Origin of the sequence: Microbacterium sp., from assembly GCF_041909575.1 — a bacterium.
Classification (GTDB): domain Bacteria; phylum Actinomycetota; class Actinomycetes; order Actinomycetales; family Microbacteriaceae; genus Microbacterium.
This window is the reverse complement of the sequence record NZ_JAYRDE010000052.1, coordinates 1-20,729: the sequence shown is the minus strand read 5'-3', so window position 1 is coordinate 20,729 and position 20,729 is coordinate 1. Positions and strand designations below refer to the sequence as shown.

The 20,729-nt window shown below is 71.8% G+C and carries 23 protein-coding genes; 13 read left to right on the top strand and 10 right to left on the bottom strand.

Translation table 11 applies throughout. From position 1 onward, the window contains the following. A partial coding sequence (locus ACE3O1_RS08980) for a nuclear transport factor 2 family protein (protein WP_374314640.1) occupies nucleotides 1-383 on the top strand: 383 nt, incomplete at its 5' end. Nucleotides 384-416: 33 nt separating this feature from the next. On the opposite strand, the gene ACE3O1_RS08975 is transcribed toward ACE3O1_RS08980, so the two are convergent. The 6 genes from ACE3O1_RS08975 to ACE3O1_RS08950 all read right to left on the bottom strand — a co-directional run bounded on the left by ACE3O1_RS08975 (nucleotide 417) and on the right by ACE3O1_RS08950 (nucleotide 3,996). Then, nucleotides 417-602 carry a DUF1918 domain-containing protein gene (locus ACE3O1_RS08975; protein WP_374314638.1) on the bottom strand — a complete coding sequence of 62 codons (186 nt, stop codon included), beginning with the start codon at nucleotides 600-602 and terminating at the stop codon, nucleotides 417-419. 61 nt (nucleotides 603-663) lie between these two features. Continuing rightward, nucleotides 664-888: a hypothetical protein gene (locus ACE3O1_RS08970; protein ID WP_374314635.1), complete on the bottom strand. Its 225-nt coding sequence runs from the start codon at nucleotides 886-888 to the stop codon at nucleotides 664-666. Between the two features lie 67 nt (nucleotides 889-955). Further along, a complete protein-coding gene (locus tag ACE3O1_RS08965; protein ID WP_374314633.1) occupies nucleotides 956-1,372 on the bottom strand; it encodes a VOC family protein in 417 nt (138 codons plus the stop codon). A gap of 95 nt (nucleotides 1,373-1,467) precedes the next feature. After that, nucleotides 1,468-1,845 (bottom strand): STAS/SEC14 domain-containing protein, encoded by a 378-nt coding sequence (locus ACE3O1_RS08960; RefSeq protein WP_374314631.1) that lies wholly within the window; start codon nucleotides 1,843-1,845, stop codon nucleotides 1,468-1,470. A 78-nt stretch (nucleotides 1,846-1,923) separates the two neighbouring features. Continuing rightward, nucleotides 1,924-2,904 carry a DNA-3-methyladenine glycosylase gene (locus tag ACE3O1_RS08955; protein WP_374314628.1) on the bottom strand — a complete coding sequence of 327 codons (981 nt, stop codon included), beginning with the start codon at nucleotides 2,902-2,904 and terminating at the stop codon, nucleotides 1,924-1,926. Nucleotides 2,905-3,207: 303 nt separating this feature from the next. Further along, entirely contained in the window at nucleotides 3,208-3,996 is a 789-nt protein-coding gene (locus ACE3O1_RS08950; RefSeq protein WP_374314626.1) for a winged helix-turn-helix domain-containing protein, read from the bottom strand. Nucleotides 3,997-4,537: 541 nt separating this feature from the next. Between ACE3O1_RS08950 and ACE3O1_RS08945 the strand changes: the two genes are divergently transcribed. The 10 genes from ACE3O1_RS08945 (at nucleotide 4,538) to ACE3O1_RS08900 (ending at nucleotide 14,412) form a co-directional block, all read left to right on the top strand. Further along, nucleotides 4,538-5,569, top strand: a complete 1,032-nt coding sequence (locus ACE3O1_RS08945; protein ID WP_374314624.1) for a LacI family DNA-binding transcriptional regulator — start codon at nucleotides 4,538-4,540, stop codon at nucleotides 5,567-5,569. Between the two features lie 105 nt (nucleotides 5,570-5,674). Next, complete coding sequence (locus tag ACE3O1_RS08940; protein WP_374314622.1) at nucleotides 5,675-6,985, top strand: ABC transporter substrate-binding protein; 1,311 nt, start codon at nucleotides 5,675-5,677, stop codon at nucleotides 6,983-6,985. A gap of 59 nt (nucleotides 6,986-7,044) precedes the next feature. Beyond that, nucleotides 7,045-8,022 (top strand): carbohydrate ABC transporter permease, encoded by a 978-nt coding sequence (locus tag ACE3O1_RS08935; RefSeq protein WP_374314620.1) that lies wholly within the window; start codon nucleotides 7,045-7,047, stop codon nucleotides 8,020-8,022. After that, a complete protein-coding gene (locus ACE3O1_RS08930) occupies nucleotides 8,022-8,909 on the top strand; it encodes a carbohydrate ABC transporter permease (RefSeq protein ID WP_374314618.1) in 888 nt (295 codons plus the stop codon). The genes ACE3O1_RS08935 and ACE3O1_RS08930 overlap by 1 nt, the downstream gene beginning before the upstream one ends. Next, nucleotides 8,909-11,146 (top strand): alpha-xylosidase, encoded by a 2,238-nt coding sequence (gene yicI / locus ACE3O1_RS08925; protein WP_374314616.1) that lies wholly within the window; start codon nucleotides 8,909-8,911, stop codon nucleotides 11,144-11,146. The genes ACE3O1_RS08930 and yicI overlap by 1 nt, the downstream gene beginning before the upstream one ends. Next, the gene (locus tag ACE3O1_RS08920) at nucleotides 11,143-12,597 is read left to right on the top strand and encodes a glycoside hydrolase family 1 protein (protein WP_374314614.1); all 1,455 of its coding nucleotides are present in this window, start codon (nucleotides 11,143-11,145) and stop codon (nucleotides 12,595-12,597) included. Before yicI ends, ACE3O1_RS08920 begins: the two co-directional genes overlap by 4 nt. 95 nt (nucleotides 12,598-12,692) lie before the next feature. Beyond that, nucleotides 12,693-12,983: a GNAT family N-acetyltransferase gene (locus ACE3O1_RS08915; protein WP_374314644.1), complete on the top strand. Its 291-nt coding sequence runs from the start codon at nucleotides 12,693-12,695 to the stop codon at nucleotides 12,981-12,983. A gap of 106 nt (nucleotides 12,984-13,089) precedes the next feature. Beyond that, nucleotides 13,090-13,515 carry a DUF1622 domain-containing protein gene (locus tag ACE3O1_RS08910; RefSeq protein WP_374314642.1) on the top strand — a complete coding sequence of 142 codons (426 nt, stop codon included), beginning with the start codon at nucleotides 13,090-13,092 and terminating at the stop codon, nucleotides 13,513-13,515. A gap of 154 nt (nucleotides 13,516-13,669) precedes the next feature. Continuing rightward, complete coding sequence (locus ACE3O1_RS08905) at nucleotides 13,670-13,897, top strand: hypothetical protein (RefSeq protein ID WP_374314612.1); 228 nt, start codon at nucleotides 13,670-13,672, stop codon at nucleotides 13,895-13,897. After that, nucleotides 13,897-14,412, top strand: a complete 516-nt coding sequence (locus ACE3O1_RS08900) for a hypothetical protein (RefSeq protein WP_374314610.1) — start codon at nucleotides 13,897-13,899, stop codon at nucleotides 14,410-14,412. The genes ACE3O1_RS08905 and ACE3O1_RS08900 overlap by 1 nt, the downstream gene beginning before the upstream one ends. A gap of 98 nt (nucleotides 14,413-14,510) precedes the next feature. On the opposite strand, the gene ACE3O1_RS08895 is transcribed toward ACE3O1_RS08900, so the two are convergent. The 4 genes from ACE3O1_RS08895 to ACE3O1_RS08880 form a co-directional block, all read right to left on the bottom strand. Beyond that, nucleotides 14,511-14,732 carry a hypothetical protein gene (locus tag ACE3O1_RS08895; protein WP_374314608.1) on the bottom strand — a complete coding sequence of 74 codons (222 nt, stop codon included), beginning with the start codon at nucleotides 14,730-14,732 and terminating at the stop codon, nucleotides 14,511-14,513. A gap of 78 nt (nucleotides 14,733-14,810) precedes the next feature. Continuing rightward, complete coding sequence (locus ACE3O1_RS08890) at nucleotides 14,811-15,590, bottom strand: alpha/beta fold hydrolase (RefSeq protein WP_374314606.1); 780 nt, start codon at nucleotides 15,588-15,590, stop codon at nucleotides 14,811-14,813. After that, nucleotides 15,587-16,144 (bottom strand): hypothetical protein, encoded by a 558-nt coding sequence (locus tag ACE3O1_RS08885; protein WP_374314603.1) that lies wholly within the window; start codon nucleotides 16,142-16,144, stop codon nucleotides 15,587-15,589. The genes ACE3O1_RS08890 and ACE3O1_RS08885 overlap by 4 nt, the downstream gene beginning before the upstream one ends. A gap of 60 nt (nucleotides 16,145-16,204) precedes the next feature. Further along, nucleotides 16,205-16,678: an 8-oxo-dGTP diphosphatase gene (locus ACE3O1_RS08880; RefSeq protein WP_374314601.1), complete on the bottom strand. Its 474-nt coding sequence runs from the start codon at nucleotides 16,676-16,678 to the stop codon at nucleotides 16,205-16,207. 91 nt (nucleotides 16,679-16,769) lie between these two features. On the opposite strand from ACE3O1_RS08880, the gene ACE3O1_RS08875 reads away from it, so the two are divergent. Together ACE3O1_RS08875 and ACE3O1_RS08870 are read left to right on the top strand one after the other, a co-directional pair. Further along, nucleotides 16,770-17,924, top strand: coding sequence for an exonuclease SbcCD subunit D (locus ACE3O1_RS08875; protein ID WP_374314599.1), 1,155 nt, complete (start codon nucleotides 16,770-16,772; stop codon nucleotides 17,922-17,924). After that, nucleotides 17,921-20,729 (top strand): AAA family ATPase (locus ACE3O1_RS08870; RefSeq protein ID WP_374314597.1); only part of this gene is annotated, 2,809 nt, incomplete at its 3' end. The genes ACE3O1_RS08875 and ACE3O1_RS08870, both read left to right, overlap by 4 nt.

The following is a 20,729-nucleotide window of genomic DNA, read 5'->3' as shown; positions in this document are numbered from 1 at the left end:
AGCGGCGAGCGGGGGTCGCCCCCCGCGACGAGCACGACGCGGGCGCCCGCGCCTTCGCGGCGGCGACCGCGACCGGCGATCTGGCGGCGCTGGTGGCGGTGCTCGCTCCCGACGTCGTGCTGCGCGCCGACGGCGGCGGACGCGTCTCGGCTGCGCGCCGACCGGTGGTCGGTGCGGACCGTGTAGCGAGATTCGTCCTGGGACTTCCGCACCTGGTCCCCGAGGCTCAGGTCGAGCCGACGCTCACGGCCGACGGCCTGGCGTTCCTCGTGACGGTGAAGGGCAGCGCCGACGCGGTCATCTCGCTCGCGGTCGCCGGAGGCCGCATCACGGATGTCTACATCGTGCGCAATCCCGACAAGCTCACCCTCTGGCGCGCCTGACGACGACCGCCCGCGCCGGAGCGGCTCGGCCGCTCACTCCTCGTGGCGGATCTCGCAGTCGCTCCCCGGAGAGAGAACCGCCTCGTGCCCGTCGTCGTAGCGCACGACGAGCAGCGGAGCTTCCTCGGAGCCGCGCACCTCGATGACCTCTCCGGCGCGGCCAGCCGATCCCACGATGCGCCCATGGATGATGACGCGGTCGCCGACAGTGGCACGCATTCGGACCACCTCCTGGCGCTCACGATACGACGCGCCCGCGGCCGGCGGAAGACGGATGCCGTTACAGCTGTGCGCCGTTGTCGTCGCGGTTCTCGATGCCGACGCTCCGGCCGCGCCAGGACTCGTAGGCGATGAGCCATCCGATCGACACGGCGAAGGCCAGGAACAGCCCGACGAGCAGCTGGCCCCAGATCATCCCGAACACGATGCCGAGCGTGAAGATGAGCGCCGTGCCGACCGCCCAGCCCGAGTGGCCGCGCGTCCAGCGCTTGCGAGGTGTGGTCATGGGGACAGCCTAGGGCCCGCACGGCCCGGCGGAGACCCTCGCGCCGACCCGCCCTCAGCGGGGCGGATCAGCTCGGCGTGGCGTTGAGGGCGACCATCCAATCGATGCCGAACCGGTCGGTGAGCATCCCGAACCGGCCGCCCCACGGGGGCGTGTCGAACGGCATCACGACGGTGCCACCGTCGGCGAGGGCGTCCCACCAGTCCTGCAGCGCGGTTTCGTCGTCACCGCTGACCGACACCGAGACTCCCGCCGGTGCGCGGTACTCCATACCGGTCGGGGTGTCGGCCCCCATCAGCACGAAGCCGTCGGGACTCGTCAGCTGCGCGTGCATCACGAGGTCGCCGTCGGCCGGGTCCTGCACCATGCCCTCGTACTGGCCGAACGTCGAGATGTCGAGCTCGCCCCCGAACACTCCTTGGTAGAAGGTCATGGCCTCACGGGCCTGGTTTTGGAACGAGAGATAGGGGTTGAGGCTGGGCATGTCTGCTCCTGGTGAGAGGGATCGGATGCCGCGCCCGGCCGCGTGGCGACATCCAGTGTCCTCCCGGCCACCGACACCGTCGAGGGCCTGTGGTGTCAGGCCTCGATCGGACCCTCCGCAGCCCACGCGACGGCGTCGTCGACCGCGTCGACATCGAAGATCCGCAGCTCGCACGGGAAGAGGAAGGAGATGCCGTGGATGATCTCGGCGATCACGGCGTGACCGGTCACCAGGGCGATACGGCCCCAGATGTGGGCCGGCTTGCCCTCGAGCTCGGCATCCTTCCACAGCGCACCGAGCGAGTACCGCTCGAAGTCGTCGCCGAGGACGAAGACCAGATTCACCTTGCGGCCCTCCGCGACCGCCGCGTCGATCGCCGGGTCGAGCACGCTCTCGTAGTCCGCGGCCTCGACCGCCCCCACCGCGCGGAATCCGAGGACGCCTTCGGGCAGTCCGTGCATCGCCTCGATCATGCGTTCATCCTGGCGTGAAGTCGCTCGTCCTCGTGGCAACGACGCCCGGGCCGGGTCGGATCAGTATGCGCGCGGGGGTCAGCGGTCTCGGTGATCCTCGGGGTGCAGGCGCGGCGCGCGCCGGGGCTCCTGCACGCCGCTGGCGTAGAGGAGGCGGATGACGCGCTGACGCTGCCCCGCCCAGGGCGCCAGGAGCCGCAGCATCCCGTCGTCGTCGACACGCTCGCCGGTCAGGGCGTAGCCGACCTCGTGGGCGAGGTGGAAGTCTCCGACGCTGACGGCGTCGGGGTCGCCCAGCGCCCGGATGCGGGTCTCGGCCGACGTCCACGGGCCGATCCCGGGCTGGCTGACCAGCACGCGATCGACCGCCTCGCCGTCTTCGGCGGCCAGCACCGCTCGCACGCGGGAGTCGCCGCGGCGGGCCGCGCGCACGACCGTGCGAGACTGCGGGGGCTCGAGACCGGCGCGATGCCACGCCCACGACGGCACGTGCTGCCAGGCCTCGATCGACGGCGGCGCGAACATCGGACGCGGCGTGGGCCCGGGGGCTCGCTCGCCGCTCCAGGTCAGGATGCGCCGCCACGCGGCGAACGCCTGCATGCCGGTGATCTTCTGCTCGAAGATCGCGCACGCGAGGGCGTCGAACACCAGCCCGGTGCGGGCGAGCCGCAGGCCGGGGTTGCGGCGGTGGGCCTCGGCGATCAGCGGATGCCGCGACCCGTCGAAGTCCGTCGGATCGTCGCCCGCGCCGCACAGCTCGGGAAGCTGCGCGAGCGCCCACTCCCGACCCGGGCCCCACGCCGCCGCGCGCACGATACCGGGCGCCGTCTCGCGGATCGCGAGTGTCGCGACCCCCTCGGGCGTTCTGCTCGCTCGCCAGATCACCGAGCCGGCCACGGTCATCGCCGGGTCGCCCGCGCCGCGGCGCAGGAACAGCACGGTGCGGCGCACGTCGAGCGGATGCCGCGGCCGGTACTCCGTCTCGATCGGCCGTCCCGGATCGGGCCGGGGGTCGCGCAGCGCCGTTCCCCGGGGGCGGCTCGGCGCGACGAAGGTCATGTCACGAGGGTACGCCCCGGGCTCCGACATCCGGAGCCGTCCGAGTCCGAAGCCGTGCGGCACTGACACCCGCCGGCTGCGGCATCCCGAACCTCTCTCGTGAGCCGCCCGGGCGCATAACTCCTGCACTCTCGCCCCCCGCCGCCCCCGCCGCCCCGAGAGTCCGGGCCCCGCGCCCGCGGCCGCGCCCGAAGGGCAGGAGGTCGCCGCCGCCGGCCGGGCGCAGGAGGCCGCGGAGGGCGTCGACGAAGGACGCGACGGGCCGCGGAGGGCGTCAACGAGGACGCCCCGGAGCCCCGAGGGTCAGAAGCGGTCGGGCGAAGGGGTGCCGTGGCCGTAGCGGATGACCACGTCGGCGTGGCGGTCGAAGCGGTAGCCGACGCCGCGCACGGTGCGGACGATGTCCTCGTAGCGGCCGAGCTTGGCGCGCAGGCGCCGCACGTGCACGTCGATCGTGCGCTCGCCCGGGGCCTCCTCCTCGGTGGCGCCCTGCCAGAGCGAGGTCACCAGCTCGGTGCGCTCGATGGTGCGGCCTTCGCGGAGCACGAGGTACTGCAGCAGCTCGAACTCCTTGAAGGTGAACGCCGCGGACTCGCCGTCGATGAGCACGCGCTTGCGCGAGATGTCGACGACCACTCCGCCGGCGGCGCGGTCCTCGTCCTCGGGCTCCTCCTGCTTGGTGCGCGCGATCGCCGAGGGCTCGTGCAGCGCGAGGCGCACGACGTCGACGTCGCGGCCGCCCGACCCGACGGGGGCGAGGGCGACGGTCGCGTAGGTCTCGGCGCCGGGCGCCAGTTCGCCCAGCGTCCGGCGCAGCGCGTCGACGAGCACGCCGAGGCTGACACCGGATGCCGCGGCCTTGGCCTCGTCGATCCCGACGTACAGCGCGAAGCCGCGCGGAGCGGTTCCGGGCGGGAGGTTGCGCTGAGCCGGAGCGGCCGGAGCGGCCGGAGCGGCCGGAGCCGCGGGGGCCTCGGCCGCAGGGGCGGGCGCGTCGACGGTCGGAACCGGACGGGTGACGGCGCGCAGGTGGCGGACGGGCGTCACGGGAGCAGCGGTGGTGGGGCGGTCGAGAAGGGCGGTGGTCGACATGATGATGGGTTCCTTGCGGGAGGGAGCCCGGCCGTGGGACGGCGAGAAGGGGCTCGGGTGTGCGTATGCCCGGTGGGGCGGTGCCCGTCGTCGGGCGTTGTGCGAGGCATCCGTTCGCGCGTGATCGACGCGGCGAATCCGGTGCTCGGGGGACTCGCCAGGCCGTTGTTCAGAAGCGGCGTGCGGGTCCGGCGGGGGTCACCGTGCTAGTGGCACATTCGACAACACGTGGCAACGCGACCGGCCATCATCATGCCGGCAGCTCCGTTCGCCTCCCAGGCGGACAGGTAGCGTGCGTTGTCAGTCATGTGGCCGATTATGACGGAGTGCGTCCCCATGCGTCAAATCGCCCGGATGCCGCGTCCCGCGCATGACGAAATGTGACACTTTGCTCAATCGGCGCCCGACTGGAGCTCGATGAGATTTGTTGGCAAATGCCACAAATGTCTTGCGCTCTCGTCGTCGTTGTGCCTAACATGCCTGTCGAAGCGTTTCCGCGAAGCGCTTCGACCCTGAACTTCCGACAGACGATGAGGTCGACGTGGCGAACATCAACGAGGTGGCCGAGGCTGCCGGGGTGTCGATCTCCACCGTGTCGTACGCACTCAGCGGAAAGCGGCCGGTGGCCGCCGACACCCGGCGTCGCATCGAAGCCGCCGTCCACGAACTCGGGTACAGCCCCAACGCCGGCGCTCGCATGCTGGCCGGTTCACGGACGCAGATCTTCGCCCTCACCGAGCCGCTGCGCAAGGACACCCACGCCCCCACCCACATGGCGTTCGTGCTCGCCACCGCGGTCGCCGCGCGCCGCAACGACTACGACATCCTGCTCCTCACCGACGAGCAGGCGCAGGCGGGAATGAGCCGGGTCGCCGCGAACGGCCTGGTCGACGCCATCCTCGTGCTCGACGTCGCCCCGGACGATGCACGCGTCGCCCTCGCGCGGCAGATCGCGACGCCCACCGTGTTCATCGGGATCCCCGACGACAACGACGGCCTCATCTGCGTCGACCTCGACTTCGAGGCCGCCGCGGCCCAGGCGGTCGACCTGCTCGCCGACGCGGGCCACCGCTCGATCGGCCTCGTCGGACAGGCCGAGACCGCCTACGTGAAGTCGAACTTCCCGCCGCGCGTGCGGTCCGCCGTGCTCCAGCGGAGTGCCGAGCGCGGCGTTGAGGCGGCCGCGCGCACCACGGGTTCGAAGCATGCGAACCGCCAGACCACGCGGCGCGCTGTCGGCGAACTGCTCGACGCCGGTGCGACGGCGCTCATCCTGCACTGCGCGGACGACGCCCACGCGGCGGTGCTCGCCGAGCTCGAGACGCGGGGGCTGAGCGTTCCCGCCGACGTCTCGCTGATCTCGGTGGGCGCCTCGTTCGACCTCACGGGACTTCCGGTCGCGCTCGATGCGATCCCGCTCGTGCCCGAGACGTCGTGCGACCTCGCCGTCGACCTCGCGCTGCAGACCCTCGGAGCCGATCGCCCGCAGCCGGGCGTGCGGCTCATCCCCCCGACGTACACCGCCCGCGGCTCGATCGCCGCGCCCAGATCGTCGGAGGCTGCGGGGGACTGACCGCCGCGGCATCCGATTCGCGTTTCGCTGCCCGTTATCGAAGCGCTTCGACAACTGAATCCCACCCCTCGACCAACGCAGGTCACCAAGAAAGGAGTGCCACTGATGGCACGAATCACACGCAACAACGCTCGGCGCGGCCTCGCCGCCGTCGGCGTCCTCACGGTCGGAGCGATCGCACTCGCCGGCTGCGCCGGTGGCGGCGGCGGCGGCGAAGGCGGCGGCGACACCCTGAAGCTCTGGCACTACGAGGGTGAAGACAGCGCCATGGCCAAGGCCTGGAACGAGGCCATCGCCGTCTTCGAGGAGGAGACCGGCGCGACCGTCGAGTTCGAGCAGAAGTCCTTCGAGCAGATCCAGAAGACCGCGAGCCAGGTGCTGGACTCGGATGCCGCGCCCGACCTCATGGAGTTCAACAAGGGCAACGCCACCGCCGGGTTCCTGGCCTCCACCGGCCTGATCGCCGACATCTCCGACGCCGTCGACGAGTACGGCTGGGCCGACAAGCTCGCCCCGTCGCTGCAGACGACCGCGAAGTACTCGGAGGACGGGGTCATGGGCGGCGACACGTGGTACGGCATCCCCAACTACGGCGAGTTCGTCGGCGTGTACTACAACACCGAGGCGTTCGCGGAGGCGGGCCTGGAGATCCCGACCACCTACGACGAGTTCGTGGACGTGCTCGACGCCTTCGTCGCGCAGGGCATCACGCCGCTCGCCGAGGCGGGCGCCGAGTACCCGCTGGGCCAGCTGTGGTACCAGCTCGCGCTGACGGAGGCCGACCGCCAGTTCGTCAACGACTACCAGCTGTACGAGAACCCCGTGGACTGGCAGGGTCCCGAGCTGACCTACGCCACCGAGACGCTCCAGGAGTACGTCGACAAGGGCTACATCGCCTCGGATGTCTCGTCGGTCAAGGCGGAGGACGCGGGCGTCAGCTTCATCAACGGCACGGCGCCGATCTTCGTGTCGGGCTCGTGGTGGTACGGCCGCTTCGTGGAGGAGGCGGGCTTCGACTGGACGCTCCAGGCCTTCCCGGAGACGCAGCTCTCCCTCGGCTCCTCGGGCAACCTCTGGGTCGTGCCCGAGAACGCCGCGAACAAGGAGCTCGCGTACGAGTTCATCGACATCACGATGCGGCCGGAGATCCAGGCGATCATCGGCAACAACGGCGGAGTCCCCGTCGCTGCCGACCCCACCGACATCACCGACCCGAAGAGCCAGGAGCTCATCGCGACGTTCAACGGGATCCTCGACGACGACGGTCTGTCGTTCTACCCCGACTGGCCCGCGGCCGGCTTCTACGACGTCATCGTCCAGCAGCTCCAGGGCCTGGTGACCGGCACGCAGGACGCCCAGACGACCAACGCGAACCTCGGCACCGAGTACGAAGCAGGAACAGCGGACTTCCGCTGACCGACCGGCGGGGGGGGGGGGGGCCGGCGGCCCCCCCCCCCCCCCACAGGAGACCCACCATGGCTGTCCTCACCCGCGCCGAGCACGGCGCCCGTACGAAGCCCAAGCCCCCGGCCGACGAGCCCTCGATCCCGCAGCGCGGCGGCAGCACCGGCGGCTACTGGCTCTACCTTCTCCCCGGCTTCGTGCTGCTGCTGGTCATCATCGTCATCCCGCTCGTGTTCAACGTGTATCTCACGTTCACCGAGTGGCGCGGGGTGCGCGAGCCCGAGTTCATCGGCCTCGGCAACTGGATCGAGATCTTCCAGGACCAGAAGTTCTGGACGTCCTTCATCAACTCGATCTGGATGGTCCTCGCCATGGTGGTCGTTCCGACCACCGTCGGCCTCATCGTCGCCGCTCTCCTCTTCGACGTCGTCGGGCGCAAGTTCGGCGGCAAGGTGGGCAGCTTCCTCCGCGCGACCTACTACCTCCCGCAGATCCTCCCCATCGCGGTGGCCGGCATCGTGATCGGCTGGATGTTCCGCCCGGGCGACACCGGGGCCATGAACCAGATCCTGAGCGTCTTCGGCATCCCCGCCGTCGACTGGCTGGGGCAGATGCCGTCCGCCCTCATCGTCCTCATGCTGGTTCTCGTGTGGGTGCAGCTCGGGTACCCGATCGTGGTGTTCATGGCTGCTCTCCAGCGCGTCGACCCCGAGCTCTACGAAGCCGCCGAGCTCGACGGCGCCAACTGGTTCCAGCGGTTCCGCGCGATCACCCTCAGCATCATCCGGCCCGAGATCTTCGTCGTCACGCTCACCTGCACGATCGCGGCGCTCAAGGTCTTCGGACCGGTCTACATCATCACGCAGGGCGGTCCCGCCGGCGCGACCCTCGTGCCCGCCTACTACGCCTACACCGAGTTCTTCACGAAGCGGAACATCGGGTACGGCGCCACGATCGCGACGGTCCTCACGATCCTCGTGGTCATCGTCTCGATCATCTTCATCCGCGTGCAGAGCTCGATGGAGCGCAAGGAAAGGGCTGGTCTGTGATGGCCGCGACGACCGCAATCATCACGCAGGGGAAGACCCGCGTGCGCCCCCGGGGCGGCATGACCAAGAAGCGCGCTCTCGACTGGGTGCTTCTCGTGGCCGTCATCGTCGGCGCCCTCGTCGTCCTCGTGCCCTTCTACCTGATCCTCGTGAACGCCTTCAAGTCGCCGATCGAATACGCGACCTCGGGTCCGTTCGCGCTTCCGCAGGCGATCGACCTCTCCGGCATCCAAGCCTTCTGGGACCGCGTGAACTTCCCGCAGAAGGTGTGGAACTCGATCTTCATCTCCGGCGTGGTCGCCGTGCTCGCGGTGCTGATCTCGGTGCTCAACGCTTTCGCGATCGGAATCGGCCGGGTGCGCGGGCGCACCTGGATCGTGCTGCTGTTCCTGCTGGCGAATCTCCTGCCGCAGGAGGCGCTGCTCTACCCGCTGTACTACATGTTCAAGTCGGTGGGGCTCTACGACAGCGTGTGGTCGGTCATCATCGTCTTCACCGTCGTCCAGGCGGCGTTCGGCACCTACCTTCTGGCCTCGGTCTACGGCACCTTCCCGCGGGAGGTGCTCGAGGCGGCCTCCCTCGACGGGGCGAGCAGGTGGCAGATCCTGTGGCGCGTCGTCTTCCCGATCAGTCGTCCGACGCTGTCGGTGCTGCTCATCTTCTTCTTCATCTGGACGTGGAACGAGTTCCTCATCCCGCTGACGTTCCTGCCCTCGAACGCCAACCAGACCGTGCCGGTGGCGGTCAGCGTCCTGACGGGGGACCGGCTCATGGACGTCACGACGACCGCGGGCGCGGCGCTGCTCAGCATCATCCCGACGCTCGTCTTCTTCTTCATCTTCCAGCGCACCCTCACGCGCGGCATCACGGCAGGAGCAGTCAAGTAATGAAGTTCACCGACGGGTTCTGGCAGCTCCGTCCCGGAGTCACCGCCCTCTACGCCCAGGAGGCGTACGACGTATGGGAAGCGGATGCCTCGGCCGACGGCCGCGGCCTGGTGGTCACCGCCCCCACCTCGGTCATCTCCAAGCGCGGCGACACGCTCAACCGCCCGGTGCTCACCGTGACCCTGTCCTCGCCGCTCGAGGGGGTCGTCCGCGTGCGGGTCGCCCACCACGAGGGCGGGGCGTGGCACGGCGGGTTCGGGCTCCCCGGCGCCGTCGAGGGCGGGGCGGGCGAGGCCGTCGTGACCCCCGAGGGCGGCGTGCTTACCACGGGCGGTCTGACCGCTCGGATCGCGCACGGGGCGCCGTGGGCGCTGACGTTCGAGCACGACGGGCGAGTCCTCACCTCGAGCGGCCACAAGGCACAGGGCTACGTGCGGCTTGCCGCCGACGCGCAGGTCGACACCGGCATCGTCGGCAACGCCCGTGGCGACTCCCCAGCCCCGCAGGAGCGCGTGTTCGTGCACGAACAGCTCGACCTCGGCGTCGGCGAGGTCGTCTACGGCCTGGGCGAGCGGTTCGGCCCGGTCGCGAAGAACGGCCAGACCGTCGAGATCTGGAACGCCGACGGCGGCACCTCCAGCGAGCAGGCCTATAAGAGCGTGCCGTTCTACCTCTCCAGCCGGGGCTACGGCGTGCTCGTCAACGACCCGGGGCACGTCTCCTTCGAGATCGGCTCCGAGGCCGTCGAGCGCGTGCAGTTCTCCGTGCCGGGCGAGGTGCTCGAGTATTTCGTCATCGACGGTCCGACGCCCAAGGAGGTGCTCGAGCGCTATACCGCGCTCACCGGGCGGCCACCGGTCGTGCCGGCGTGGTCGTACGGGCTGTGGCTGTCGACGTCGTTCACCACCGACTACGACGAGGCCACCGTCACCTCGTTCATCGATGAGATGGCCGCGCGGGAGCTCCCCGTCTCGGTCTTCCACTTCGACTGCTTCTGGATGCGCGAGTTCAACTGGTGCGACTTCGAGTGGGATCCCCGCACGTTCCCCGATCCCGACGGCATGCTCGCTCGGCTGCACGAGAAGGACCTCCGCGTCTGCGTGTGGATCAACCCCTACATCGGCCAGCGCTCGCCGCTGTTCCGCGAGGCGGCCGACCGCGGCTTCCTGGTGAAGCGCGCAGACGGCTCGGTGTGGCAGTGGGACCTGTGGCAGGCCGGCATGGGACTGGTCGACTTCACCGATCCCGAGGCGACGGCGTGGTACCAGGCGCACCTGCGACGCCTCGTCGATCAGGGCGTCGACTGCTTCAAGACCGATTTCGGCGAGCGCATCCCGGTTGATGTCGAGTGGGCGGACGGCTCCGACCCGCAGCGGATGCACAACCTCTACACGCAGCTCTACAACGAGGCCGTGCACGAGGTGCTCGTGGCGGCCCGGGGCGAGGGCGACGCTGTGCTCTTCGCGCGTTCGGCCACGGCGGGCGGGCAGACCATGCCCGTGCACTGGGGCGGGGACTCCACCTCGACGTTCGCGTCCATGGCCGAGACGCTGCGCGGCGGGCTCTCGCTCGCGTACAGCGGCTTCGCCCACTGGAGCCACGACATCGGCGGCTTCGAGGGGACCCCGGATGCCGCGGTCTTCAAGCGCTGGACCGCCTTCGGCCTGCTCGGCTCCCACTCGCGCTTCCACGGCTCGGGCTCCTATCGAGTGCCGTGGGCGTTCGACGAGGAGGCCGTGGAGGTCACCCGGCGCTTCACGCACCTGAAGATGCGCCTCATGCCGTACCTGTTCCAGGCGGGGGCGGATGCCGCTGCCACCGGAGTCCCGATCCTGCGGCCGATGCTGCTCGAGTTCCCGGACGACCCGGCGGTGCTCCACCTCGACCGGCAGTACATGCTGGGGTCCGACATCCTGGTCGCGCCGGTGTTCTCAGCCGATGGCGACGTCGACTTCTACCTCCCCGAGGGGGAGTGGACGAGTCTCCTCACGGGCGAGACGGTGGCCGGCGGGCGCTGGCTGCGCGAGACGCACGGCTTCGACAGCCTGCCGCTGTACGTCCGGCCCGGCGCCGTGATCCCGTGGGGAGCTCGGTCGGATCGGCCCGACTACGACTACCTCGACGGACTCGAGCTGCGCGTGTTCCCCGGGGGCACGGGCTCGCGCACGGTGACCGTGACGACCCCGGACGGCCGGACGCAACAATTCACGGCGGACCTCGCGGCGGTGACACGATGACAACCGTGACCTCTTCCACCGTCGTGCAGGGCAGCCCCGACTACCGGGACGCGGGCCTCGTCTTCCCGCCGGGCTTCACCTTCGGATCGGCCACCGCGTCGTATCAGGTCGAGGGCGCCTTCGACGAGGACGGTCGCGGCCCGTCGATCTGGGACACCTTCAGCAAGACGCCGGGCAAGGTGTGGAACGGCGACACCGGTGACGTCGCGTGCGACCACTACCACCGGCTCGACGACGACCTCGACCTGATGAAGGAGCTCGGCCTCGGCGCCTACCGCTTCTCCATCGCGTGGCCGCGCATCATGCCGACCGGCACGGGCGAGGTGAACCGGGCGGGCATCGACTTCTACTCGCGCCTCGTCGACGGGCTGCTCGAGCGCGGCATCCGTCCCGTCGCGACGCTCTACCACTGGGACCTGCCGCAGGCGCTGGAGGATGCCGGTGGCTGGCCCGCCCGCGGGACCGCCGATGCGTTCGAGCGGTACGCCGAGGTGATGGGTGCGGCGCTGGGCGACCGCGTGCACACCTGGACCACGCTCAACGAGCCCTGGTGCTCGGCGTACCTCGGCTACGGGCAGGGCGGGCACGCGCCCGGACGCCACGAGCCGGCCGCCGCGCTCGCCGCGGTGCACCACCTCAACCTCGCGCACGGCCGTGCGGTCCAGGCCCTTCGCGCGACCTCGACGGGCGACCCGGACTACTCGATCACGCTCAACTTCCATGTGCTGCGGGGCGTCGGCGACGGCGCGGGAGAGGCGATGCGGCGCATCGACGGCCTGGCCAACCGCGTCTTCACCCACCCGATCCTGAAGGGGGAGTACCCCGCGGACGTGGTCGAGGACACGGCATCCGTCACCGACTGGTCCTTCGTGCGCGAGGGCGACCTCGCCGCGATCAACCAGCCGATCGACGTGCTCGGCGTCAATTACTACTCGACGGCGACCGTGCAGCTGTGGGACGGCGTCTCGCCGAAGCAGATGAACGACGGGCACAAGGGCGCCGCCGGCGGCACGGCGTGGCCGGGCAGCGATCAGGTCGTGGAGTTCGTGCAGCAGCCGGGGCCCTACACCGAGATGGGCTGGAACATCGCTCCGGAGGGACTCGAGGAGCTGCTGCTCGCGCTGAAGGCGGAGTTCCCCGCGCAGCCGCTCATGGTGACCGAGAACGGCGCGGCCTTCGCCGACGTCGTCGCCGAGGACGGGACAGTTCCCGACCCCGAGCGCCTGGACTACCTTCGCCGCCACTTCACGGCCGCCCACCGGGCGATGGAGCGGGGCGTCGACCTGCGCGGCTACTTCGTCTGGTCGCTGCTGGACAACTTCGAGTGGGGCTACGGCTACGCCAAGCGGTTCGGCATCGTGCGGGTCGACTTCGACACCCTCGAGCGCACCGTGAAGGACAGCGGCCTCTGGTACTCGCGGCTCGCCCGGACGGGCGTCCTGCCCGCCTGAGCGTGCGCCGGGATGTCGCTGTGCGAAGGCCGCGACATCCCGGCCCCGCGCGTCCGGTGTCCGGCGGACGGGCTTACGCTGTGCGGGTGACCGAGATGCGCTTCACGCACGAACCGGATGCCTCGCGCTACACGCTGCACCGCGGCGACGACCTCGTCAGCGTGCTGGACTACCGCGACGACGGACGCACGGTGGCCATGACCCGCGCGTACACCGTTCCGTCGTTCCGCGGCCACGGATACGCCGGAGACCTCGTGGACCGGGCGGTCACCGACCTGGAGCGCACCGGCGGTCGTCGCGTGATCCCGGTGTGCTGGTACGTCGAGGACTGGTTCGCCGCCAACCCCGGACGCGGCCGGATCCTCGCCGATCGCCGCTCGGCCTAGCCCCGCCCCTCCCACTGCCCGCAAGTCGCCGCTTCCGGCGGGTATGAACGCGCCGAAGCCGCACGAACTGGCGAATGGGCGCGGGTCCTAAGCTGGCCGCGTGCACATGGAAGAGCTGTTCATCGTGGTGGCCGTCGGCTTCGAAGTCGTCGGCGCCGCCGCGATGATCGTCGGGTTCGTGATCGCGATCGTCCTCGGCGCCCGCTCTCTCGCCCGTCACGAAGGCGGCACTGCCGCGTTCACGGTTCTGCGCACGACCCTCGGGGCGGCCATCCTGCTCGGGCTCGAGGTGCTCGTCGCGGCCGACCTCATCCGCACCATCACCTCGAAGCCCTCCCTCGAGGATGCCGCGATCCTCGGCATCATCGTGCTCATCCGCACCCTGCTGTCGATGTCGATCCAGATCGAGATCGAGGGGACCCTCCCGTGGCGGCGCGCGCTGCTGCGCAGCGGTGGGCAGATGGTCGGCGACGCGGTCGCCCGGGATCGCGCGGCCCAAGCCGCCGCGACCACGCCCGCCCGGCGCGGCTGATCCCGCGGTCGCCGCGCGGCTGTCCGCAAGATGCGCAGCTGCAACTGCGTGCATTGCGGGTTTCGGTGCCCCTCACCCCGGATCGCCGGACTGTCAAGCCCTTCTCCCGCAGGGCCTCGCGCGTCAGGCTGGAGGTCGACGAGAGGAGCGATCCATGGACCGTGACCTACCCGATGGCGTCATCGACGCCGACCCGCCAGGCGGCTGGGACGAAGTCGGAGACGACGAGGCGGCAGCCCGCAGCGAGGAGGCGCTCGACGCCGACCACCTGCTGACCGATGCTGCGCTGCGCCCCGACGATCCCGTCGAGGGCGAGATCGCTCGCCAGAGCGCGGACCCCGATCTGGCATCCGACGACGACCGAGGCGAAGAGGAGCCGTGATGGCCACGCACGAGAAGAACGAGAACGAGACGGCCCCGCCCGACCCGGCGACCCCGGAGGTCGCCGCGACCGGCCCCGACGAGCCGCGGGCCGTCGAGCCGCCCGCGACGAAGACGGGGACGGATGCCTCGGGCGCGGCCACTCCCGCGGATCCGGCGAGCCACCAGGCCGTCGGTGTCGGCGTGGTCGACTCGGATGCCGGCGGCGACCACTACGGCCAGGACGAGGGCCGCGACACCCTCACGGCCGGGCAGGCGCAGCGGGCGGGAGCGCTGGGCTCCGAGCAGGAGCAGCGGCTGCCCGCGATGTCGCAGAACGACGCCTCAGCGGTCGACAAGGTCTCGGGCATCGTCGCGCAGACGCGCCAGGATGTCGGCACGAAGTCGATCGAGGAGATCGCACACGTGCTCGCTCAGCGCCTCGAGCAGTCCGGCGTGCCGCTTCCGGATTCCGAGGTGCAGGAGCTCGCCCGGCAGATCTCGACCGGCGACGCCGCGGCACCGGACCAGCCCTGATCACCTGAGCTACGCGAACGTCCGCGCCGCGCGAGACGCCGGGCGGCGGGCGCCCGCGGCGCCTGACGCCCGTCCTGACCGGACGGGCGTCACCCGCGTCAGGCTGTCGCGCAGGCGGTCGTGCAGACCTCTGCCGGCGCGAGCCTGACCCCGATCGGGCGCGCCCACGCCGTGCGGCGCGGACGGCGCGTGGTCTCGGCGAGGGCGGCCTTCTCAGCGGCGCGGCGGTCGCGGATCGAGTCGAGGATCGCGCGTTCGCGATCGCGGGCCCATGTGTCGTGGCGGTACTGCTGTTCGGCGGCGGTGACGAGCGAGAGCATTGTTTCCTCCGTGTGTTCCGATGACTCGAACGTACGCCGGGGGTCGGACATTGCCGGGTGCCGCCGAGGTGGCAGGAATCAGCGCGGAAGCGGCAGTCCGACGCCGTCCTCGGCGGCGAACGAGCGGATCAGCGCGGCCGCGGGCGCGGCATCCCGGATCATCGTCTCGTGGCCGTGGTGGGGCACTTCGGCGAGCCGTCCGCGGGGAAGGCCCGCGACCACCCGCGCGCACCACGCGCGGGGCGCCACCACGTCGTCTTCCCCGCGCAGCACGAGGGTCGGGGTGCTCACCTTCGCCAGCACGTCCTCGGGACGGTGCACGAGCATCGCCCGGAACTTGGCCCGCAGCCGCGGTCCCGCGCGCACGTACTCGCGGGCGCCGAGCGCGATGACCTTCGGACTCTCGACGGCGATGTCGCGCAGCAGGCGGAAGAGCTGGCGCGGCGCCGTCCGCGCGCTGGGATCGACGGTCGGTCCGACGAGCACGAGCTTGGCCACGGTCTCCGGGTGCCGCGCCGCGACCTCGAGCGCGACCTGCGCGCCCATCGAGTGCCCGACGATCACGGCGGGATGCCGCACATGGGACGTGAGATAGGCCGCGACGAGGTCGGCGGTGCGCTCCATGGTCAGCACGCGCTCCGGCTCCGGCGCCTCGCCGTAGCCCGGCAGGTCCACCGCGACCACCTCGCCGGACCCGTCGAGGTGAGCGACGAGATCGGCGAACACGCTCCGCCCCATGCCGATGCCGTGCACGAGCACGTACGTCGGCTCCCCGGCACCCAGGTGCTCCGCGACCAGCGTGGCTCCGCGGAAGGTGAATCGCCGGGCGGGAGCAGGGGAGGACGAGGGGGCGCTCACGCGGCGCCGCGCTGGTCGCGCAGCCCGACCCGGTCCGGGATGTCGAAGTGCACGCGCCGCAGCCAGTCCGGTTCGGGCCATGGGCGCGACGCCGGCAGCGCCCGCAGTCGCGCGCGCACCGCGGATTCGGATGCCTCGACCGGCAGGACGCGGGAGGGTGCCCGCAGCGCGAGCGCACCGAGCCACCAGTGCCGCCACGTGCCCTCGATCGTCTCCGGGCCCGCCACCACGTAATAGTCGGGCATCACGACGTCGCCCGAATCGAACAGCCCGAGCAGCGTCTCGACCTCCACCTCGAGCGTGCCGAGGGTCGCCTTCTCCTCGTACAGCTCCACCCATGCGGCGGCCACATGCTCGAGCGGATCGGCATCGTGCACGACATAGGGACGGGATGCTGCGGCCACTGCCCGTGTCACCTCCGCCGGATCGGATTCCCGCAGCGCCATGGCGGCAACGGCGGGCAGACGCGACAGGCCTGACATCAGCTCGTCGCTGTCGGCCCCGACCAGGGCGACGACCGTGGAGCGGGGTGCGGGATCGTGTGACGGCGCCATATTCCACGATACGTCCGACGCGCGCCGACGGCGACCAGGCGCGTCGGGCGCGGCATCCGTTCAGCTGGTCTCGAGGACGACCGTCGAGAGGTCCGGGCCGAAGGTGAAGCGGGCGTCGACGCTGCCGCCGCGCAGCACGCCGGGGAGCCAGCGCACCGCGTCGTCCCACATGCGCGCGTACGGCACGTCGGCGACGGCGTACCAGTGCGGTGTGATCTCGGCGGTCTCGACCGGCTCGCCGCTCCACCGGCGGGCGACGAACACGGTCGACCGCTGCGACCACGCCGGCTTCGTCGGGAAGTGGTAGTCGATCACGCCGGCCTTCAGGAGATCGGATGCCGCGATCCGCACACCGACCTCCTCGGCCACCTCGCGCACGGCCGCGTCGCGCGGGGTCTCCCCGAGGTCGAGCTTCCCGCCGATCCCCACGACCTTGCCGTGGCCGAGCCCGGTGCGCTTGTCGCCGAGCAGCACCTCGAGGCCCTCGGTTCCGATGCGCAGGAGGTACACCACGCACACCTCGGGCAGGGCCATGGCGGCAGGATAGCGCCCGGGTGCGGCATCCGGTCGCCCGTGCCCGGCACGCCTCGAACGCGATGTCGGAGCGCGAACGTACGGTGTGAGCATGCGCATCCTGCACACCTCGGACTGGCACATCGGGCGGTCGTTCCACGGCCACGCCACGCTCGATGCGCTGCGCGGCGTGCTCGAGGCGCTCGTCTCGCAGGTGCGCGAGAACGCGGTCGACGTCGTGATCGTCGCCGGCGACGTGTTCGACTCGGCGGCCCCGGCGGCGGCGTGCTACGGCCTGCTCACCGACACGCTGCGCGGGCTGTCCGACGCCGGCGCGACGGTGATCGTCACGAGCGGCAACCACGACTCCGCGGCGCGGCTCGGATTCCAGTCCGCGCTGCTGCGCGACGGCATCCACGTCGTGACCGACCCGCTGTCGGTCGGCACCCCGATCACGGTCGCCGACGCCGACGGACCAGTGCACGTCTACGGCATCCCGTTCCTCGAGCCGGCGCTCGTGCGGCACCTGTGGCCCGACGCCGACCTGCGCTCGCAGCGCTCGGCGATCGAGCACGCGATGGGGCTCGTGCGCGCCGACCTCGCCGCACGCGGCGGCCGCTCCGTCGCCGTCGCGCACTGCTTCGCGGCGGGGGTGGATGCCACTCCCGGCGTCGAGCGCGAGATCCGGCAGGGCAGCCTCGACGTCGTTCCGCTCGCGGCGTTCGACGGACCCGACTACGTCGCCCTCGGCCACATCCACGGCCGGCAGCAGCTGTCCGAGACGGTCCGCTACGCGGGGGCGCCGCTCCACTACAGCTTCGGCGAGGGCGACAAGCCTCGCGGGTCATGGCTGGTCGAGCTCGATGCCGAGGGCTTCGCCTCCGCCCGGTGGCTCGATCTCCCGGTGCCGAGGCGGCTCGTGACCCTCCGCGGCACGCTCGACGAGCTCCTGGGCGACGAGCGGTTCGCGGCCGAGCGCGATGCGTGGGTGTGCGCCCAGTACACCGATGCCACGCCGCAGCCCGATCCGATGCGGCGCCTGCAGGAGCGGTTCCCGTTCTGCGCCACCGTCGTGCACACCCCCGAGGGCGTGCGGGGCGACGACGGCCTCACATACTCGCGACGCGTGCGTCGTGCGCGGTCCGATGCCGAACTCGTCGACGCGTTCCTCTCGCACGTGCGCGACGGCGACGGTGCGTCGCCGGCCGAAGCCGAGGTCGTTCGCGACGTGATCGACGAACGCAGCCTCGTGGAGGCGACGGCGTGAGGCTGCACCGGCTCGAGCTCGCGGGGTTCGGACCGTTCCGCGAGCCGCAGATGGTCGACTTCGACGCGTTCGCCGGCGACGGCATCTTCCTCATCGCCGGCCGCACCGGGGCCGGCAAGTCGAGCGTGCTCGACGGGGTGACGTTCGCGCTGTACGGCGGCGTGCCGCGCTACGAGGGCTCGGAGCGCCGGCTGCGCAGCGATCACTGCGCACCCGACGACCCGACCCGCGTGACGGTCGAGTTCAGTGCTGCCGATCGGCGCTGGCGCGTCACGCGGTCGCCGGAGTACGAGCGCCCCAAGCAGCGCGGCTCGGGCATGACCACAGAGCCCCACCGCGCCCAGCTCGACGAGCTCGTCGACGGCGAGTGGGTGGGCCGTGCCGCGCGCCCCGTCGACGTCGCCCGCGAGCTCGACGAGATCCTCGGCCTCAGCCAGCAGCAGTTCCTCCAGGTGATCCTGCTCGCGCAGAACCGGTTCGCGGAGTTCCTGCTCGCCAAGAACGACGAGCGCCAGCGTCTCCTGCGCCGGTTGTTCGGCACGCGCACGTACGAGGGCTACCAGTCGGCGCTCGAGCAGCGACGCAAGGATGCCGAGCACGCCCTGTCCGTGGCCGGCGACGGCGTCGAACTCCTCGTGAGCGAAGCGGAGCGCCTTCTCGCCGCCGCCGACCTCGCCAGCACCGGTGAGCGGGCCTCCTCCCTCGCCGGGCGGCTCGAGGCCGCGGCGCTGGGGGTGCAGCGGGCGGCCTATCGCGCAGACATCCGGGCACGCGAGCGCGACGAGGCGGATGCCGCGCACCGCGTCGCCGAGACGGCTCATGCGGCCGCGAAGGCGCTGCACGACAAGCAGCAGCAGCGCACCCGCTCCCGCGCCGCTCTCGCGCGACTCGAAGAGTCCGAGCCAGAAGCGGCCGAGGCTCGGAGCGCCCTCGTGCACGCGCTGGCGGCCGAGGAGCTCCGCGCGTACCTCGTCGCCGCGAGCGACGCAGCGGCTGCCGCGGCAGAGGCCGAGGCCGAGGTCGGGCGGCGGCGCGCCGACTGGCGGGCGGTCGGGGCCGCGCCCGCAGCGGACTCCGCCGAGGCGCTCGCCGCTCTCGTCGACAGGCTGACCGGCGACCTCGCCGTGTGGGCGGCCGCCGAGGCCGTCGAGCGCGACCTCGAGCGCACGACCGCCGAGCTGGCCGCCGGCCGGTCGACCGCCGACGAGTTCGAACAGGCGCTCGCTGCCCTCGATCGCGCACGGTCGGCCTTCCCCGCCCGGATCGCCGAGATCGACGCCGAGCTCCCCGCAGCACAGGCGCTGGCGGGCACTCTCGAGGCGACGACAGTGCAGCGCGAGTCCCTCCGCGCGCGCCTCGAGGCTGCGCGCGAGGCCGAGCAGCTGGGGAGCGCGGCGCGCGAGGCGGAGGCGGCCTACCTCTCGGCGACCGCCGCTCACGACGCCGCACGGTCGAACGTGACCGCGCTCCTGCGCCGCCGGCTCGCCGGGCACGCGGGTGAGCTCGCGGCCGGGCTGACCGACGGCGAGCCGTGTGCCGTGTGCGGTGCGACCGAGCATCCGGCCCCGGCTCCGGCATCCGATCAGCCCGTCTCCGACGACGAGATCGCGGCCGCGGAGGGCGACCGGGATGCGGCGGCGCTCGTGGAGGCCGGTGCCGCCGACGGTGCCCGCGCGGCGCGCGAAGCCCTGGCGGCGGCGGTCGCCCGCGCCGGGGGCGACGGGATCGACGCGCTCAGCGAGGCCCTCGCCCGCGCCGATGCCGACCTGGCGGCGGCCGAGCAGGCCGCTGCAGACCGCGATCGCCTGACCGCAGAGCGCAGCGGGCTCACGTCGGCCGAGAACGATGCCCGCGCCGAGCACGAGGCCATGGCGGCCGAGCTCGCCCGTCTGCGCGAGCGCCTCGCGGCCCTGGCAGCGGAGGCCGAGTCCGCGCAGAAGACGGTCGACGAGGCACGCGGCGAATTCGCCACGGTGGCCGAGCGGATCGCCCAGGCGCGCGAGGCGCGCGGCGCCGCGGCGTCGCTCCTCGCGGCGATCGGTGCCGCCGAGAGCGCGGCCGCAGCGGCCCGCCGGGCGCAGGAGGAACGGGGTGCGCGGGTCGCGGCATCCGTGTTCCCCGACGTGGATGCCGCGGCCGCCGCCCTGCAGACCGCGCGCGAACGGGCCGCGCTCGACGAGCGGGTGCGGGAGCACGAGGTCGCGCTGCGCACGGAACGAGATCGGCTGCGAGAGCTCGAACTCGACCTCGCAGGCGAATCCGAAGACGCGGTCGACACCGGCATCACGGCCGCGGCGCTGGCCGATGCGCGCGAGCAGTGGAGCGCGGCCGTCGACACCGCTGCCCACGCAGCCCAGACCGCCGACAGGCTGGCGGATCTGGTCGCCCGCGCCACGAGCGCCCACGACGGCATCGGCGGGCTCGCCGAAACGCACGCCGTCGTCGCGCGCCTCGCGAACACGCTGAACGGTCGGGCGCCGAACACCCACCGCATGACGCTCGAGTCCTTCGTGCTGGCGGCCGAACTGGAGGAGATCGTCGAGGCGGCCAACCTCCGCCTGTCCGACATGTCGTCGGGCCGGTACCGGCTCCAGCACAGCGACGCCCTCGCCGCACGCGGCGCGGCGTCCGGCCTCGGCCTCGAGATCATGGACGCGCACACCGGACTCGCGCGCCCGGCGCAGTCGCTGTCCGGCGGAGAGACCTTCCTCGCCTCGCTGGCGCTCGCACTGGGCCTGGCCGAGGTCGTCACCGCTCGCTCCGGCGGCGTCCGTCTCGACACGCTCTTCATCGACGAGGGATTCG